Here is a 17,708-nt window from a genome sequence, read left to right as displayed (position 1 = left end):
TCGTTCAGTTCGCGGGGTGAACAAAACACCCGGCGCGCTGTCCACGGATTGGCATCTTCGAAGCGTAGACCGGTCGAACAGGGGCATGCCCTGGGTCTTCCAGAATGAGCAGCACACCAGCCACGGCGCGGACACCCTCCCGGCAGTCACCATGACCTCTGGCGGATGTGGCGTCGGGGTGGGTGATATACCTTGCTACAACACCGTAGGGGTTACCTGAGAACATGGCAATGGAACTGATGAGTCGCGGCTTGCAGCGCACCCTGCTGGCCGTCTGTTTGGGGGCGGGGCTGGTCCTGTTGGGTGGCTGCAAGGGCAGCTCCGAGGGCGATGCCCAGGCCAAGGCGCCGGGCGCCGAGAAGGCCGACGAGGCCGTTCCCGTGGAGGTGGCCAAGGCTAGCCGTCGCTCGATCGCGGCCAGCTACACGGGCACCGCGCCGCTGGAGGCGCGTGCCGAATCCCAGGTGGTGGCCAAGACCTCCGGCGTGGCGCTGGCGGTCCTGGTCGAGGAAGGCCAGCACGTCAAGGAAGGCCAGGTGCTGGTGCGCCTGGACCCCGACCGCGCCCGCCTGCAGGCGGCGCAGAGCGCGGCGCAGATGCGCAAGCTGGAAGCCAACTACAAGCGCTCGCAGGCGCTGGTGGGGCAGCAGCTGATCAGCGCCAACGACATGGATCAGCTGAAATACGATCTGGAGAACGCGCGCGCGGTCAACAACCTCGCCAACCTCGAACTGTCCTATTCCAATGTATTGGCACCGATCTCCGGCGTGATCGCCTCGCGCTCGATCAAGACCGGCAACTTCGTGCAGATCAACTCGCCGATCATCCGCATCATCGACGACTCGCGCCTGGAGGCCACGCTCAACGTCCCCGAACGCGAGTTCGCCACGTTGAAGGCCGGACAGCCGGTGCTGATGCAGGTCGACGCCCAGCCGGGCAAGACCTTCCAGGGCACGGTCGACCGCGTCGCGCCGGTGGTGGATTCCGGCAGCGGCACGTTCCGCGTGGTTTGCGCGTTCGAAGGCGCCGGCACGTTGCAGCCGGGCATGTTCGGCCGCATCCGCATCGATTACGACCAGCGCGCCGACGCGCTGGTGATTCCGCGCCTGGCGCTGCTCGATGACCAGGGCGATCCCGCCGTCTTCGTGGTCCGCAACGGCAAGGCCGTGCGCGCACCGATCAAGGTCGGCTACACCGATGGTGAATGGACCGAAGTGCGCGGCGGCCTGCAACTGGGCGATGCCGTGGTGACGGCCGGCAAGGTGGCGCTGCGCGAAGGCAGCAGCGTGCAGGTGATCAACGGCGTGCCGGCGGCGAAGGCCGTCGCCGTCTCGGCTCCGGGCAAGGACGGCAAGCAATGAGCGAGGGCGCGCGCGAAGGCGTCGACGGCGAAGGCTCCCACGCATCCGAGGATGCGGGCTCGGGCCTCGTCGAATTCTCCACGCGTCGCCGCGTCACCGTGGCGATGTTCTGGATCACCATGCTGCTGTTCGGCGTGATCGCGCTGTCGACGCTGAAGGTGAACCTGCTGCCGGACCTGAGCTATCCCACGCTCACCGTCCGCACCGAATACACCGGCGCCGCGCCGGCGGAAATCGAAACGCTGATCACCGAGCCGGTCGAGGAAGCCGTCGGCGTGGTCAAGAACCTGCGCAAGATGAAGTCGATCTCGCGCACCGGCCAGAGTGACGTCGTGCTCGAGTTCGCCTGGGGCACGGACATGGACAAGGCCAGCCTGGACGTCCGCGACAAGATGGAGGTGTTGCAGCTGCCGCTGGAAGCGAAGGAACCGGTGCTGCTGCGCTTCAATCCCTCGACCGAGCCGATCCTGCGCATTGCGCTGTCGGGCAAGGTCGCGCCGGCGACCGACGCCGATGCGGTCCGCCGGCTCACCGAGCTGCGCCGCTACGCCGACGACGATCTGAAGAAGAAGCTGGAGCCGGTGGACGGCGTGGCCGCGGTCAAGGTTGGCGGCGGCCTGGAAGACGAGATCCAGGTCGACATCGATCAGCAGAAGCTCGCGCAGCTGCATCTGCCGATCGAGACCGTGATCGACCGCCTGAAGCAGGAGAACGTCAACGTCTCCGGCGGACGCCTGGAACAAGGCTCGCAGCGCTTCCTCGTGCGTACCGTCAACCAGTTCGCCACCGTCGACGAAATCGCCAACATGCTCGTCACCACGCAGGCGGCCGGCGGTGGCAATGCGGCCAACGCGATGGAGGAGATGGCGCGAGTCGCCGCCGCCAGCGGCGATCCGGCATCGATGGCCGCGGCGGCGGAGGCGCAGAACGCCTCGTCCTCGAGCACCACCAGCGTCGCCGGCGGCATGCCGGTGCGCCTGCGCGATGTCGCCACCGTGCGGCAGGGCTACAAGGAGCGCGAAGCGATCATTCGTCTGGCCGGACGCGAAACGGTCGAGCTGGCGATCTACAAGGAAGGCGACGCCAACACCGTCGCCACCGCCGACGCCATCCAGAAGCGGCTGGAAGAGATCAAGTCGCAGATTCCGCCGGACGTCGAGCTGACCACCATCGATGACCAGTCGCTGTTCATCCGTCACGCGATCAGCGACGTGAAGATGGATGCGGTGATCGGCGGCTGCCTCGCCATCCTCATCATCTTCCTGTTCCTGCGCGACGGCTGGAGCACGTTTGTGGTGGCGCTGTCGCTGCCGGTGTCGATCGTCACCACGTTCTTCTTCATGGGACAGTTGGGCTTGAGTCTCAACGTCATGTCGCTGGGCGGTCTGGCGCTGGCCACGGGCCTGGTGGTGGACGATTCGATCGTGGTGCTGGAAAGCATCGCCAAGGCGCGCGAGCGCGGCCTCGGCGTGTTGCAGGCCGCGGTCGCGGGCACGCGCGAAGTCAGCATGGCAGTGATGGCTTCCACGCTGACCACGGTGGCGGTGTTCCTGCCGCTGGTGTTCGTGGAAGGCATCTCCGGGCAATTGTTCCGCGATCAGGCGCTGACCGTGGCGATCGCCATTGCGATCTCGCTGTGCGTGGCGATGACGCTGATCCCGATGCTGAGCGCACTGAAGACGCGTGCGCCGATGGCGTTCCCGGAAGAGTCGCCGCATCAGCAATGGCATCCGGATTCGAAATGGCAGAAGCCGGTCGCGGCCACGGGCCGTGCCGCCGGCATCGGTGCTCGCGGCGCGTTTTTCGGCATCGCCTGGGTGTTCGTGCGCATCTGGCGCGGTCTGACCGCTGTCGTCGGGCCGGTCATGCGCGCGCTGAGCGATCTCGCCATGGCGCCCTACAACGGTGCCGAACGCGGCTATCTGAAACTCTTGCCGGGCGCATTGCGGCGTCCGTGGCTGGTGCTCGGCTTCGCCGCCGCGGCATTTGCACTGACGCTGGTGACGGTGCCGATGCTCGGCGCCGACCTCATCCCGCAGCTGGCGCAGGATCGCTTCGAGATGACGGTGAAGCTGCCACCCGGCACGCCGCTGCGCGAGACCGATCGGCTGGTGCGCGAATTGCAGGCCGCGCATGGCAAGGACGAAGGCATCCGCACGCTGTATGGCGTCAGCGGCAGCGGCACGCGGCTGGATGCCAACCCGACCGAAAGCGGCGAGAACATCGGCAAGCTCACCGTGGTGATGGCCGATGGCGGCAGCGAGGAAATCGAGGCGCGCGAGACCGAACGCCTGCGCGCCACCATGCAGGGCTATCCCGCGGCGCAGGTCGATTTCAGCCGGCCGGAACTGTTCTCCTTCTCCACGCCGCTGGAAATCGAACTGCGCGGACAGGACCTGCAGGGCATCGAGGACGCCGGCCGGCGCATGGCCGCATTGCTGCGCGCCAACCCGCACTACGCCGACGTCAAATCGACGGTGGAGCAGGGCTTCCCGGAAATCCAGATCCGCTTCGACCAGGAGCGCGCCGGCGCGCTCGGCCTGACCACGCGGCAGATCGCCGACATCGTGGTGAAGAAGGTGCGCGGCGACGTCGCCACGCGCTACAGCTTCCGCGATCGCAAGATCGACGTGCTGGTGCGCGCGCAGGTCAGTGATCGCGCCTCGGTCGACAACATCCGCCGCCTGATCGTCAATCCCGGCAGCGCGTATCCGGTCACCTTGAACGCGGTCGCCGACGTGGTCGAGACTACCGGGCCGAGCGAGATCCATCGCGCCGACCAGGTGCGCGTGGCCGTCGTGTCCGCCAACCTTCGCGACATCGATCTGGGCACGGCGATCCAGGAAGTCCAGAAGCTGGTCCGCGACAACCCGCTCGGCGCCGGCGTCGGCATGCACATCGGCGGACAGGGCGAAGAGCTGTCGGAATCGATCCGCTCGCTGCTGATCGCGTTCGGGCTGGCAATCTTCCTCGTGTACCTGGTGATGGCCTCGCAGTTCGAATCGCTGCTGCATCCCTTCGTCATCCTCTTCACCATTCCGCTGGCGCTGGTCGGCGCGGTGCTGGCGCTGCTGCTGACGCGCTCGCCGGTGTCGGTGGTGGTGTTCATCGGCCTGATCCTGCTGGTCGGCCTGGTGGTGAAGAACGCGATCATCCTCATCGACAAGGTCAACCAGCTGCGCGAGCAGGGCGTGGCCAAGCGGGATGCGCTGGTGGAAGGCGCCCGCTCGCGTCTGCGGCCGATCATCATGACCACGCTGTGCACGCTGTTCGGCTTCCTGCCGCTGGCGCTGGCCTTCGGCGAGGGCGCCGAGGTGCGCTCGCCGATGGCGATCACCGTGATCGGCGGCCTGCTGGTATCGACACTGCTGACGCTGGTGGTGATTCCGGTGGTGTACGACTTGCTGGATCGTCGTCCCGACGAGGATTACGTGGCGCGTGCCAAGCGCATTCGCATGAACGAAGAGCAGGCGCATGCGGCGATTGCGGCGGATGGGGAAGCAGGATGAGCGTGAACCGGGAAGATCACGGCGCGGCGCTTTTCCCTTCTCCCTCCGGGAGAAGGTGCCCCGCAGGGGCGGATGAGGGCGGGACAATTCCACCTCACGGAGACGTTCTCGGGCAAGTCATTCTCCCGCCCTCATCCGGCGCTTCGCGCCACCTTCTCCCGGAGGGAGAAGGGACAGGCCGGGGCATGCGCGCATGAGCATCGCCGAATTCAGCATCAAGCGCCCCGTCACCACGATCATGTTCTTTGTGTCGATGGTGGTGGTCGGCCTGATCGCCGCCTTCCGTCTGCCGCTGGAGGAGATGCCGGAAGCGAACTTCCCGGTGATCTTCGTGCAGCTGCCGTACACGGGCTCCACGCCGGAGGAAGTCGAGCGCATGATTCTGCGCCCGGTCGAGGAAGCATTGTCGACCATGCCGGGCATCAAGAGCACGCAGGGCAGCGCGCGCGCCGACGGCGCCAACATCATGGTGATGTTCAGCGACTGGCAGCGCGACGTCGCCGTCGCCGCCTCGGAAGCGCGGCAGCGCATCGATGCGATCCGCGACGATCTGCCCGAGGAACTGCAGCGCTACATCGTCGGCAACTGGGACAACAGCGACCGGCCCGTGGTCGGCGTGCGACTGGCCAGCGGCAGCCAGAATCTGTCCGACGCCTACGACCTGCTGGATCGCCAATTCAAGCGCCGCATCGAGCGCATCCCCGGCGTGGCGCGCGTCGAGATCAGCGGCGCGCCGCCGAACGAAGTCGAGATCGCCATCAATCCCGATCGCATGGAAGCGCACGGCATCGTGCTCAACGATCTGACGCAGCGATTGCAGACGGTGAACTTCTCCGTGTCCGCGGGCGAGATCGACGACAGCGGCCGGCGCCTGCGCGTGCAGCCGGTCGGCACGCTGACCGAGTTGCAACAGCTGCGAGATCTGATCATCAACGAAAAGGGCGTGCGCCTGGGCGACATCGCCGACGTGCGCCTGAAGCCGCAGCGCATGAATTACGGGCGCCGCCTCGACGGACATCCCGCGGTCGGCATCGACGTCTACAAGGAACGCAACGCCAACCTGGTCGAGGTGTCGCGGCGCGTGCTGGAGCAGGTCGACGAGATCCGTCAGGAACCGGCCATGCGCGGAATCCAGACCAAGATCCTCGACAACCAGGGCAAATCCGTCACCAGCTCGCTGACCGAACTGGCCGAGGCGGGCGGCATCGGCCTGCTGCTGTCGGTGATCGTGCTCTACATCTTCCTGCGCCACTGGCCGTCGACGCTGATGGTGACGCTGGCGATCCCGATCTGCTTCGTGATGACGCTCGGCTTCATGTACTTCGCCGGTGTCACCTTGAACGTGCTGTCGATGATGGGCCTGCTGCTCGCGGTCGGCATGCTGGTGGACAACGCCGTCGTGGTGGTGGAGAGCATCTACCAGGAACGCGAGAAATTGCCGGGACAACCGCGCCTGGCCTCGATCCTGGGCACGCGGCACGTGGCGATCGCGCTGTCGGCGGGCACGCTGTGCCACTGCATCGTGTTCGTGCCCACGCTGTTCGGCGAGCGCAATGTGCTCGCGGTGTATCTGTCGCAGATCGCGGTGACGATCTCGGTCTCGCTGCTGGCGTCATGGCTGGTGGCGATCAGCCTGATCCCGATGATTTCCGCGCGGCTGAAGACGCCGCCGGCGGTCAACCAGGCCAGCGGCCTGATCCATCGCCTGCAAGGGCGTTACGCGCGTGTGCTGCGCTGGACGCTGGAGCATCGCGGCTGGAGCCTGCTCGGCATCGCGCTGATTGTCGCGATCAGCGTCGGGCCGATCATGTGGACGAAAAAGAACATGTTCGGTGGCGACCAGGGCAACGAGACCTGGGTGAACTACCAGTGGAAGGGCGGCTACACCAAGGAGCAGATGTCCGACGAGATCCTGCGCGTCGAACATTTTCTGGAGACCAACCGCAAGCGCTTCCACATCAGCCAGGTGTATTCCTGGTACAGCGAGGAAGGGCAGGCCAGTACCCGCGTCACCTTCGATGAGAACTACAAGGGCGACTTCAAGCCCTTCATCGACCAGATCAGCAAGGAAGTGCCGAAGTCGGCGCGCGCCACGGTCGTCGTCGGCAACCAGGACGATGGCGGCGGCGGTCCACAAAGCCAGCGTATCGAGGTGCATCTGGTCGGTGATTCGACCAAGACCCTGGCCGAACTGGCTGTCGATCTGGTGCCGATCCTGGAACGCCGCAAGGAACTGCGCGACGTCCGCGTGAACGCCGGTGATCAGGACAGCGAACTGTCCGTGCAGGTCGATCGCGATCGCGCGGCCGCGTTCGGCTTCAGCGCCGAGCAGGTATCGACCTTCGTCGGGCTGGCGCTGCGCGGCGCCAAGCTGCCGGATTTCCGCCGTGGCGACACCGAGGTGCCGGTATGGGTGCGTTTCGCCGGCGCCGAGAAATTCCGGGTGGAGGATCTTGCCGCGTTCACCGTGCGTGCGCCTGACGGCCGCAGCGTGCCGCTGCTGTCGATGGTGAACACTGACGTCAAGCCGTCCTCGACGGAGATCCAGCGCCTCAACCGCCAGACCACGTTGACATTGACGGCGCAACTGCCCGACAAGGTCACCATGCCGGAAGCGCGCAAGGCGATGGAAGACACGCTCAAGAGCGTCGCGCTCCCGGCTGGCTACAGCTACACCTTCCAGAGCGCGAACTTCTTCGACGAAAGCGAGATGACGCAGCAGATGTTCTTCAACGTGCTCATCGCCATGGTCATGATCTACATCGTGATGGCGGCGGTGTTCGAATCGCTGCTGTTCCCGTCGGCGATCATGAGCGGCGTGGTGTTTTCGGTGTTCGGCGTGTTCTGGCTGTTCTGGATCACCGGCACCGAGTTCAACATCATGGCCTTCATCGGCATCCTGGTGCTGATGGGCGTGGTGGTGAACAACGGCATCGTGATGGTGGAGCACATCAACAACCATCGCCGGCGAGGCATGATGCGCACTGAAGCGCTGGTGGCGGGCAGCAAGGAGCGGTTGCGGCCGATCCTGATGACGATGGGCACCGCGATCCTGGCGATGGTTCCGATCGCGTTGGCGAAAGGCAAGAGCGACGAGATTTCCTATTTCCCGATGGCGCGTGCGATCGCGGGCGGGCTGGCGTTCTCCACGATGGTGAGCCTGCTGTTCCTGCCGACCATCTACGCGATGCTGGACGATCTCAGCAACGGCGTCACGCGCGTCTTCAAGCGGGCGCGTGGCGGCGCGCCGGTAGCCGCGGTGGCGGCGATCAAGGCGGAGTAGGGATCAGGACAGGTGTAGCTGTGCGGATGCCTGCGTCGTCGCGGTGTGCGGTGACGCTTCCGCGTCGAGATCGCCGGTGCCGGCCACCGGCTCGCAGGCGCGCGAGAGCGAGTGCTCCAACAACGGGTCGAGGCGGCGCAGGTGTGCGGCGAAGACTTCGCTGCGTGCCCATTCCGTCTTCCCTTGCACCGAATCGAACGCGGTGATGACGACGACCGCCTCGCCGTCGTGCGAGCGGTAGATGCGGTTGCCGCGCCAGCCGTAGCGGGCGGCTTCGTGGCGCAGGCGCTGCGTCTCGGCGATCTGCAATCTCAGGAATTCCTCGCGCCGTCCCGGCTTCGGCAGGAACGTGTCGATCAGTACCGCCGGGCCGCTGGGGATTTCGTCGGTTTCGCCATCGTCTTCGATCATGTCGTGGTCTCCAGGAATAATTCGCCGTCGCGGATGCGCAGTCTGGCCAGCCGGGTCTCGCCGTTCTCGCTCGAGCGCAGGAACAGCGGCGTCCCCAGCGCGAGGATGCCCATCAGGACTTCGAGCCAGGGCTGATCTCCGATCGGCGCTCTTTGCCTGCCGGACATCAGGCAATCGAACGGCGCCCTGTCCAATGTGATCGCGACGTCGCGGATGAGGTTGGGATGGATCATGGAGCGGCTCCTTTGTTTCGATATCGGACGGGGACGCCGCCGATGTCATGCGGCATCCGCGTAAGGCGTGGCATGGCGTGCGTGACGCAACGCCAGCGACCACCAGCACAAACGCGCCAGCAGCGTGCGCATTGCGGCTTGCGATGCTTCCGGGTCGTGCAGCGCACCGTTGCCGTCGAACAGTCGCCAGGCGTTGGCGAAGCAGACGCCATCGCGCATGGTGACGGCGTGCAGTTCGGCGAAGACCTGCCGCAACTGTTCGACCGCGCGCAAACCGCCCGACATGCCGCCATAGCTGACGAATGCCACCGGCTTCGCCTGCCACGGCTGTCCGACGGTGTCGATCAGCGCTTTCAACGGTGCCGGATAGCCGTGGTTGTATTCGGGCGTGACGATCACGAACGCATCGGCCGCTTGCAGCCGCACGGCGATCGCATGCGCCTGGTCCTCGCGCGCGGGGTCGATGATGTCGACGGCGAATCCGCCGTAGTCTTCGATCCTCGCCTCGACCCAGCGCGCCACGGTGTCGCAGAAGCGACCTTCGCGCGTGCTGCCGAGGATGAGGGCGAGGCGGATCTTGTCTTGCGGCATCGATGTCTCCGGCGGGGCGGTGTAGGAGGGAGTGGTCCGGGTTGCGGATGGTTCGCGGGAAGCGTAAAACCTCAACTTAACTTCAGGTCAAGGGGCCGCCATGAACGGATCGCCGCCGCCGCTGCCGAAAGGCATGCACATCGAACTGAGCGTGGGGGAGTTGGCCGAACGCAGCGGAGTCGCGGTTTCCGCGCTGCATTTCTACGAGACCAAGGGCTTGATCCAGAGCTGGCGCAGCGCCGGAAACCAGCGTCGTTACAAGCGTGAAACGCTGCGTCGCGTGGCGGTGATCAAGGCCGCACAGCGGCTGGGGATTCCGCTGGGCACGATCCGGGAGGCCCTGGACAGCCTGCCGCAGAACCGCGTGCCGACTGCGTCGGACTGGCGAAAGCTATCGGCGCGATGGAAGGCCGATCTGGACGATCGCATCGCGCGCCTGACGCATTTGCGCGATCAGCTCGACGGCTGCATCGGTTGCGGTTGTCTGACGCTCAAGGAATGTCCGCTGCGCAATCCGCTCGACAAACTGTCGAAGGAAGGGCCGGGGCCGCGGCTGCTGGATCCCGAGGATTGAGCATGTAATCCGCAACGCATTCGAACCGACGTCGCTTCGCTGCTGCCTCATTCCTTGCCGGTACTCGAGAGGACCATGAAATGAATCAGATCGCGATCCTGCATCCCGTCATCGCCATGGCGGCGCTGACTTTCGTCGTGCTGCTGCTGATCCCGTATCAGCGCTTCAAGGCCGTGATCCTCAAGCAGGTCGTCACCGACGATTTCAAGTTGGGGGAATCCCCAAGCGTTCCACCTGCGGTCTGCATCCCTAACCGGAACTACATGAACCTGCTGGAGATTCCCGCGCTGTTTTACGTGGCGTGCGTGATCATCTTCGTGACACAAACCACCACGCCTGTTGCGACGGGGTTGGCATGGGCCTATGTCGCCTTGCGATCAGTGCACAGCCTGATACACCTGACGTACAACAAGGTCGTGCATCGCCTCGTGTTCTTTGCCTTGAGCAACGTCGTTCTGGTAGTGCTCTGGCTGCTGCTGGCCATCGATCTGGGGAAATGAACTGCTTCCCGAGGTTTCGCCGGTTATTCTCAGTGGAACAGCTTGCCGAAGATCCGCGCACCGGCGAGCCAGAAACCAATGCCGCTGCCGAGATTGGTGAGCATGAAGTTCAGCACCACGCGCGAGACGCGGTTGCGATACCAGCCGCGCACTGTCTGCGCGTCGTCGCGCAGGGCGAGGAAGTCACCATAGGCCGGCTTGCGGAAATGCGCTTCGATCAGCGCGCTGAGCATGCCCGGCGGAATGCCCGGCCGGAACGGTTTCAGCGGCGCTGTCAGCGCCGCGACCAGGATGCCGAGCGGATGGCCGCGCGCCGCGATGCAGCCGATGGCCGCGCCACCCGACATGAACAGCACCCATTGCAGCAACAGGTCGGCGCCGACGTTGAAGCCGCCGCGCCAGAAGCCCCAGGCGATGCCGCCGAGCACCAGCGCCGTGATGATCAGCGTGATCCACGGAATCTTGCGTTTCTTGCGCACGAATTCGAGTTCGGTGCACAGCGCCGCCGGATCGCGCACATCCTCGCGCAGATAGCGCGCCAGTCCCTGCAGATGTCCCGCGCCGACCACGGCCAGCACGTTGCGTGATTCGCCCGCGCTCTGGCGCAGGCGCGCGGCCATGTACTGGTCGCGCTCGTCGATCAGCGTCGAGTACAGGGCCGGGCTTTCCTTGGCGAATTCGCCGAAGCTCGATTCGAGCATGTCGCCCTGTTTGAGCTTCTCGATTTCCTGCTCACCGACTTCCTCGTCGACAAACAGTCCGGCTACCAGGCCACTGCCGAGCTTGATGCGTCCCCAGAAGCCGAGCTTGGCGGAGATGCGCTTGAAGGTGATGCCGACGTCACGGTCGATCAGGTGCATGGGCAAGCCGCGTTCGCGCGCGTCGAAGGCGGCGGCTTTCAGTTCGGCGCCCGGTTCGATGCCGAGCTGTTCGGCCAGGCGGCGCTGATAGGCGGCCAGGCCGAGATTGGCGGCGAACAGGGCCGCCTTGCCTTCGCGGATCACCTTGACCAGATCGAGCTTGGCCAGCGCATCCGGATCGCTCAGCGCCTGCAGGCGTTGCGCATCGAGTTCCACGGCGACTGCGTCGAAGGGCACGCTTTCCGGCTCCCCATCGGCAGACACGCCATTCGGATCGCCTCCGGCGATCGCCGCACGCACGGCGGCAACGCTTTCCTTCGAAACATGCGCGGTGCCGAGCAGGGTGTAGCGGACGCCGTCGCGTTCGACGATGGCATGCGGCTGGTCCTGCCAACTGGCCTGGGGAGCGGGGGCGGGGGCGATTGGAGCGGTGGTTTGCAAATGCAGCGTCCTTCGATGAATCGGCGAGTGCGTAGGAGTGGCGAGACCGGGGCCGAGTTCCTGTCGCCATCCGTCGCGGGGCGGAAGTTCGCCGTCTTGCAGCGTGCTCCTTCGTCCGCGTATGAAAACCGACGGCGCCTCTCGGCGCCGTCGCGGCATGGTAGCGGAATTTTCCGGGATGGTCCGTGCCCGCTCGCGCGGCGGGCGGACATGCGGGCGGGGGAATTCAGCAAATCCCGGCGGTGTCGAAATCCCGGTCGAGTTCGTCGCGCGCGTCCGCGGGCGTGGAGCGGTGTGGTTCCGCGGTTCTCATCAGTACCGGTGTCGTCTGGGTCACGAAAGCGACCGCCTGCGCGACCACGGTTTCCTCGCGCAGCAGCCGGCGATGGCCGAATTCCGTGGTGGTCATCAGCCGCGCCTGCGGCCATGCGGCGGCGAGGTCCTGGCTGCCCGTGTAGGGCACTTCGGCGTCGTCGCGGTCGTGGATGATCAGCAGCGGTGGTACCGGACGCGCGCTGGGTAGCGCGGCGACGTCGAATTCGGCCCAGGCGCGGCCGAAACGGCGTTCGACCTGGCGGGAGAAGTCCGCCATCACGCGCGGGCTGGCGCCGATCATGCGCCCGAATGGCACGATCGAGGCCTCGGGATGCACGAAGGGCGCGAGGAAGACCATCCGCGATGGCGGCCGCCAGCCTTCGCGGATCGCCAGGGCGACGGCGGCGCAACCGCCGGAATGCGCGATCAGGCCGGCGATGGGGCCGAAGCGGCTCACCAGCGCGCTGGCGGTTTCGCGGATGGCCTGCGCGACCTCGATGAAGCTCGACCTGCGGTCGCCGGGGTGGCTGGTTTGTGATGCGCCATGTCCGGGGCCGTCGATGGCGACGGCGCGATATCCCGCGGCAACCACCGCCATCGCCAGCGATTGCATCTGCCCGGAATGGCCACCCCAGCCGTGCAGCAGCAGGACGGTGGGGCCTTCCCCCCAGGTCCAGCCCGCGACGTCGCGACCGCGGACCTGGAAGTGCAGGGGCTCGCCACTTTGCAGGAAGGTCCTGGCTTCCGGCCGCAGCGGTGCGTGGATCGGCGTGAACCAGAGGCGATCGACCGCGCGCACCGCCAGTGACGGCGCCAGGACGCTCAACGTCCGCATGCCCGCGCGCATCAGCCGCAGGCGGAGATTGGGGCGGCTTGGCTGGGAGATCGTCGCGCGCTGGCGGGTGGGGGCTGTGGCTTCGACGGGGGACGACGCATTCGCCGATTTGGGTACATTGGAAATATTACGAACGGTCGTGCTATTTTTATCGACAGCAACTTGCATGGCGGAACTCCTTGGCGTGGGGTCAGGAGAGCAGGTCGGGAGAGCGGTACGCGTCGATGAGGCGGTCGAGACCGCGCTTGCCCCTGTCGACGGCGGGGGCGGCGCCGGTCAGCCCGGCGTCGTGATGGACGGCGAGGGCCAGTCCGAAGAGCTCGAAAGCCATTTGCGTGGGATCTGTGTCGGCGCGCAGCTCGCCGCTGTCGACGGCCATTTGCACGGCCCGGGCGAGTTGCGCCCGCCACAGGTTGTCGTGCTGCAGCAGGCGGTCACGCAAGGGGCCGGGGCGGTCGTCGTATTCGATCGCCGCCGCCGCGAACACGCAGCCGCCGCGATGGTTGACGTGCCGGACCCAATCGAACCAGTGGAGCAGGATGGCGCGCAGGCGCTGCAAGCCGCGCGGCGCCTTCAGCGCCGGCATCAGGACATGGGTGGTGAAGCGTTCCACCGCCACGTCGAGGACGGCCAGCTGCAGATCCTCGCGTGAACCGAAGTGGGCGAAGACGCCGCTCTTGGACATGCCCACCGCCTGGGCGAGGGGGCCGATCGACAGTCCTTCCAGGCCCGAATCACAGGCGATGTCGTAGGCGCGATCGATGATCGTTTCGCGGGTGGTGGCGCCTTTCTGGGTGGCGGCAAGGACAGGCATACGAAGAGATTAGCACGATCGTTCGTTCTTGCGTGGCCGTTTGTCGGTTGAATATTTCTACTATTAAAGATTAAAAATTGTATTTATCTATTTGATTAGAAATTAAAATATTGAGAATGCGGTTGATATTTTAAGTAATGCAAGAAATTCATTCAGCGCCTGATACTCACGCCTAAGCCCGTCATCCCGGCGAAAGCCGGGATCCAGTCTTTCGTTGCCAACACGATTTTCTTCAAGAAAAAAGCTGGATCCCGGCTTTCGCCGGGATGACGGCGTTTTGCTGACCGCTCTAAGTCAATCCGGGAACGTTCGGATCGGGAGTCTGGTCCTGATCGCCATTCCCGAGCGGCCGTAGCATCTGCACTGTGTCCAGCCAGCGCCCGTGCTTGCGCCCAATGCCACGGAACACGCCGGTGACGCTGAACCCCAGGCGCTCGTGCAGCACCACCGAGGCGACATTGCTGCCGTCGCCGATCACCGCGACCATCTGCCGGAACCCGAGCGCCGTGCAATCGTCGATCAGTCGCTGCAATAGCGCGCGGCCGACGCCGCGGCCATGGAGGTCGTGGGCGACATAGACGGTGTCCTCGACGGTCCAGCGGTAGCCGATGCGCGTGCGGTAGCTGCTGGCGTAGGCATAGCCGGCGAAAACAGACCCATTGGAGCCGTCGTCGATCTCGGCGACGAGGTAGGGATAGCCCTGGTCGACGATCGCGCGCCAGCGGCGGCGCATCTCGGTCTCGTCGGGTTCGTCGTATTCGTAGGTGGCGACGTTTTCGCGCACCTCGCGGGCGTACAGGGCGGTGATCGCTGGCAAATCGTCTTCGACCGCCGAGCGCAGCCGCAGCTGGTCGGAGAAAGCTGCCGTCGTCGACATGCGGGTCGTCGGCATGTTGTTAGTCACGGTACCGCTTGAGCAGATCGTCGTAGGCGTCGATGCGGCGGTCGCGCAGGAACGGCCAGATGCGACGCACATGCTCGCTGCGGCCGAGATCGACTTCGCACAGCAGGATGGTCGGATCGGTGCCGGCCTCGGCGAGGAATTCGCCTTGCGGCCCGAGCACGTGGCTGTTCCCCCAGAACTGGATGCCGGAAGCACCAACGTGCTTGTCAGAAGCGATGGGCGACGGCTCATGCCCCACGCGATTGCAGGACAGCACCGGCAGGCCGTTGGCGACGGCGTGGCCGCGATGGCTCAGCACCCAGGCGTCGCGCTGGCGGTCCTTCTCGTCCTGCGCATCGTCGGGGTCCCAGCCGATGGCGGTGGGATACAGCAGCAGTTCCGCGCCGGCCAGCGCCATCAATCGCGCGCCTTCCGGATACCACTGATCCCAGCACACCAGCACGCCGAGACGGCCGACCGAGGTGTCGATCGGGGTGAAACCGAGATCACCGGGCGTGAAGTAGAACTTCTCGTAGAAGCCCGGATCGTCCGGGATGTGCATCTTGCGGTACTTGCCGGCCATGCTGCCGTCGGCGTCGAAGACCACCGCCGTGTTGTGGTACAGGCCCGCCGCGCGGCGCTCGAACAGGGAGCTGACCAGCACGATGCGGTGCTGCTTCGCCAGCTTGCTCAGCCGTTCGGTGCTGGGGCCGGGGATCGGTTCGGCGCGGTCGAATTCCTGCACCGACTCGTGCTGGCAGAAGTAGGCACCGTTGTGCAGTTCCTGCAGCAGCACCAGCTTCGCGCCCTGCGCGGCGGCTTCGGCCACGCGCTGCTCGATGACGGCGAGATTGGCCTCGGCATCGCCGTGGTTGCGCTCCTGGATCAGGGCGACGGGCAGGGTGGTCTTCTTCATGGCGAGTCGGGGGTACGAATACGGGTGATTGTAGTGGTGGGAAGCTATGGCTCGTCATTCCGGCGAAAGCCGGAATCCAGTTTTGGCTCGTTCGGGCAAGGGCTGGAGACGGTACGAAACGTTGGATTCCGGCTTTCGCCGGAATGACGGACAGATTCCTGTTGTTCACACCAGGCCAGCTGGCAACTGCATGGTGATGCAATGCAGGCTTCCGTTCTGCCAGATCAGCGGACGGCAGGGGACCTGCACGATTTCGCGATCCGGGAACGCCTGGCGCAGTACGTCGGCGGCCGCGGCATCGGTGCGGCTTGTCTCGGTCGTGTTGCCGTAGGCGGGCATCAGCACTGCTCCATCGATGATGAGGAAGTTGGCGTAACTAGCCGCCAGGCGCCGGGTTTTTCCTTCGGCGTCCTCGTCGATGACCGGTTGTGCCCACGGCAGCGGGAACAGGCGGTAGGGTTTGCCATCGACAGTGCGCAGCGCGGCGATCTCGGCGGCCATGGCCTGCAATTCGGCGTAATGCGAATCGGTCGGGTCGTCGCAGGCCTGGAACACGATCGCATCCGGCGCGGCGAAGCGGGCGAGGGTGTCGATGTGGGCGTCGGTGTCGTCGCCTTCCAGGTAGCCGTGGTCGAGCCAGAGCACGCGATCCTGCGCCAGCCAGTCGGACAGCTTGCGGGTCAGCGCTTCGCGTGAGGCTTCGGGATGGCGTTCGTGCAGGCATTGCCAGGTGCTCAGCAGTGTGCCGGCACCGTCGGTATCGATCGCGCCGCCTTCCAAAGCAAAATCAATATTTTGCCGAGAACTGTTGAGAAAGGTTCCAGCTTCGGTAAGCCGCTGTATCAGCAGATCATCCCGGCTGGCCTCGAACTTGCCGCCCCAGCCCGTGAAGCGGAAATCGAGCAGGCGGAAGCCGCCGCCCTCGCGCAACGTGATCGGGCCGGAATCGCGCAGCCAGGTGTCGTCGTACTCGACCGGCAGGAAAGTAACGCGGGCCATGTCGATCCGCGCCGAGGACAGCCGCGCCCGCGCGTAGGCCTCGATGTCGTCATCGGCGACGCAGATCAGCACGTCCTGGAAGCGGGTGATCGCCGCGACCAGCGCGATGTAGGTCTCCTCGACCTCGCCCAGGCGTTCGGCCCAGTCGGTGCCCGCGTGCGGCCACGCGATCAGCACCGCGGATTGAGGTTCCCACTCCGCGGGGAAGCGCAGTTTCGATGAGGTCATGGGGATTCCGGTGGCCGTTCGTGCGCCGGGCCACGCCAGTGCGGCCGGATGCGTCGACTCTTCAAGTGAGGGCCGCAATTCTATGAAAAGTCAGGGCGCGAGTGCGCTGCCGGCGCGAATGTGTTGTCTTTCGTGCAGGCACGGCGCCATTGCCGTGCCGCGTAAGCGGCACGGTGTTGCGTGCTGGTTTGCGATCAGCGGATCGCGGGCTTGGGGCCGGTCTCGTTCGGCGACGCTTGGTTGGCGACCGCATCGATGACGTGGCTGTTCTCGAAGTAGACCGTGAAGGTCGGGTACTTCCAGCGCTGGATCGTCGGCCACTGCCGCTTCTGGCCGCCGCGCGGCTCGAGCTTCTCGCTCGGCGCGCCAAAGCGGGACTGGACCGCGGCCATGCTGGTGCCGCGGGCGGGCAGCTGCAGCTGCTGCTCCTGTTTGACGCGATTCACGAGTAGCACGTCCGCGGACGCGGCCCCCGCGAGCGCGAGCAGCAGCGGAGCGGAAAGCAAGGCAAACGACGGCAAGCGCAACGACATGACCGGACTCCCCTGGTCGAGACGGATGGATTCGCGTCTGCCTTGTAGCAGATCGGCGCGACGGCGACACATGCCGCGAGGCGAGGGTGTGCGCGTTGTCACGCGCCGTGTCGTTCCTCGATCCGGTGGCAGGGGAGATGGGACAAGAAATTTCGGGGGGCAAACAAAAAGGCCGCGTTTCCGCGGCCTTTTCGCATCTCGCGTTTTCCCTCGGCAGAGCCGGGGAGAAATCCTCAGCGCTGACGCGCCTTGAAACGCGGGTTGGACTTGCAGATCACGAAGACCTTGCCACGGCGACGGACGACTTTGCAGTCGCGGTGACGGGCCTTCGCCGATTTCAGGGAGGACAGGACCTTCATGACAGAGCCTCAGAAACGGTGTTGGAAATCAGGGTTGGGACAAATCAAGCCCGCTATTCTAGC

At 65.5% G+C, this 17,708-nt stretch carries 16 protein-coding genes; 5 read left to right on the top strand and 11 right to left on the bottom strand.

Annotated features, from left to right (window positions below; all coding sequences use genetic code 11):
• The first annotated feature begins 239 nt into the window (after positions 1-239).
• The 3 genes from AC1RNP_RS07415 to AC1RNP_RS07405 all read left to right on the top strand — a co-directional run bounded on the left by AC1RNP_RS07415 (position 240) and on the right by AC1RNP_RS07405 (position 8,153).
• Positions 240-1,361, top strand: coding sequence for an efflux RND transporter periplasmic adaptor subunit (locus tag AC1RNP_RS07415; protein ID WP_493050679.1), 1,122 nt, complete (start codon positions 240-242; stop codon positions 1,359-1,361).
• Positions 1,358-4,870 carry an efflux RND transporter permease subunit gene (locus tag AC1RNP_RS07410; RefSeq protein ID WP_493050615.1) on the top strand — a complete coding sequence of 1,171 codons (3,513 nt, stop codon included), beginning with the start codon at positions 1,358-1,360 and terminating at the stop codon, positions 4,868-4,870. The genes AC1RNP_RS07415 and AC1RNP_RS07410 overlap by 4 nt, the downstream gene beginning before the upstream one ends.
• Before the next feature lie 193 nt (positions 4,871-5,063).
• Complete coding sequence (locus tag AC1RNP_RS07405; protein WP_493050614.1) at positions 5,064-8,153, top strand: efflux RND transporter permease subunit; 3,090 nt, start codon at positions 5,064-5,066, stop codon at positions 8,151-8,153.
• Positions 8,154-8,156: 3 nt separating this feature from the next.
• Here AC1RNP_RS07405 and AC1RNP_RS07400 read toward each other — a convergent pair whose 3' ends face one another.
• From AC1RNP_RS07400 to AC1RNP_RS07390, 3 genes are read right to left on the bottom strand one after another with little or no spacing between them, the layout of a single operon-like run.
• Complete coding sequence (locus AC1RNP_RS07400; RefSeq protein WP_493050613.1) at positions 8,157-8,564, bottom strand: antibiotic biosynthesis monooxygenase family protein; 408 nt, start codon at positions 8,562-8,564, stop codon at positions 8,157-8,159.
• Positions 8,561-8,797, bottom strand: a complete 237-nt coding sequence (locus AC1RNP_RS07395; RefSeq protein ID WP_493050612.1) for a hypothetical protein — start codon at positions 8,795-8,797, stop codon at positions 8,561-8,563. The genes AC1RNP_RS07400 and AC1RNP_RS07395 overlap by 4 nt, the downstream gene beginning before the upstream one ends.
• Positions 8,798-8,842: 45 nt before the next feature.
• Positions 8,843-9,388 (bottom strand): NADPH-dependent FMN reductase, encoded by a 546-nt coding sequence (locus tag AC1RNP_RS07390; protein WP_493050611.1) that lies wholly within the window; start codon positions 9,386-9,388, stop codon positions 8,843-8,845.
• Between the two features lie 100 nt (positions 9,389-9,488).
• On the opposite strand from AC1RNP_RS07390, the gene soxR reads away from it, so the two are divergent.
• Both soxR and AC1RNP_RS07380 read left to right on the top strand, forming a co-directional pair.
• Positions 9,489-9,962: a redox-sensitive transcriptional activator SoxR gene (gene soxR / locus AC1RNP_RS07385; protein WP_493050610.1), complete on the top strand. Its 474-nt coding sequence runs from the start codon at positions 9,489-9,491 to the stop codon at positions 9,960-9,962.
• An 80-nt stretch (positions 9,963-10,042) separates the two neighbouring features.
• The gene (locus AC1RNP_RS07380; protein ID WP_493050609.1) at positions 10,043-10,462 is read left to right on the top strand and encodes an MAPEG family protein; all 420 of its coding nucleotides are present in this window, start codon (positions 10,043-10,045) and stop codon (positions 10,460-10,462) included.
• 29 nt (positions 10,463-10,491) lie between these two features.
• Here AC1RNP_RS07380 and AC1RNP_RS07375 read toward each other — a convergent pair whose 3' ends face one another.
• The 8 genes from AC1RNP_RS07375 to ykgO all read right to left on the bottom strand — a co-directional run bounded on the left by AC1RNP_RS07375 (position 10,492) and on the right by ykgO (position 17,645).
• Entirely contained in the window at positions 10,492-11,745 is a 1,254-nt protein-coding gene (locus tag AC1RNP_RS07375; protein ID WP_493050678.1) for a TraB/GumN family protein, read from the bottom strand.
• 244 nt (positions 11,746-11,989) lie between these two features.
• Entirely contained in the window at positions 11,990-12,913 is a 924-nt protein-coding gene (locus tag AC1RNP_RS07370; protein ID WP_493050608.1) for an alpha/beta hydrolase, read from the bottom strand.
• 190 nt (positions 12,914-13,103) lie between these two features.
• Complete coding sequence (locus AC1RNP_RS07365) at positions 13,104-13,727, bottom strand: TetR/AcrR family transcriptional regulator (RefSeq protein WP_493050607.1); 624 nt, start codon at positions 13,725-13,727, stop codon at positions 13,104-13,106.
• A 289-nt stretch (positions 13,728-14,016) separates the two neighbouring features.
• The gene (locus AC1RNP_RS07360) at positions 14,017-14,619 is read right to left on the bottom strand and encodes a GNAT family N-acetyltransferase (protein WP_493050606.1); all 603 of its coding nucleotides are present in this window, start codon (positions 14,617-14,619) and stop codon (positions 14,017-14,019) included.
• Between the two features lie 4 nt (positions 14,620-14,623).
• The gene (locus AC1RNP_RS07355) at positions 14,624-15,526 is read right to left on the bottom strand and encodes a carbon-nitrogen hydrolase (RefSeq protein ID WP_493050605.1); all 903 of its coding nucleotides are present in this window, start codon (positions 15,524-15,526) and stop codon (positions 14,624-14,626) included.
• A gap of 165 nt (positions 15,527-15,691) precedes the next feature.
• Entirely contained in the window at positions 15,692-16,753 is a 1,062-nt protein-coding gene (locus tag AC1RNP_RS07350; protein ID WP_493050604.1) for an agmatine deiminase family protein, read from the bottom strand.
• A 194-nt stretch (positions 16,754-16,947) separates the two neighbouring features.
• Positions 16,948-17,280: a hypothetical protein gene (locus AC1RNP_RS07345; RefSeq protein ID WP_493050677.1), complete on the bottom strand. Its 333-nt coding sequence runs from the start codon at positions 17,278-17,280 to the stop codon at positions 16,948-16,950.
• Between the two features lie 239 nt (positions 17,281-17,519).
• A complete protein-coding gene (gene ykgO / locus AC1RNP_RS07340; RefSeq protein ID WP_010342887.1) occupies positions 17,520-17,645 on the bottom strand; it encodes a type B 50S ribosomal protein L36 in 126 nt (41 codons plus the stop codon).
• Positions 17,646-17,708 lie beyond the last annotated feature (63 nt).

Source organism: Luteimonas sp. GW821-FHT14E02 (genome assembly GCF_058803905.1).
This window is presented reverse-complemented; position numbering and strand designations above follow the sequence as displayed.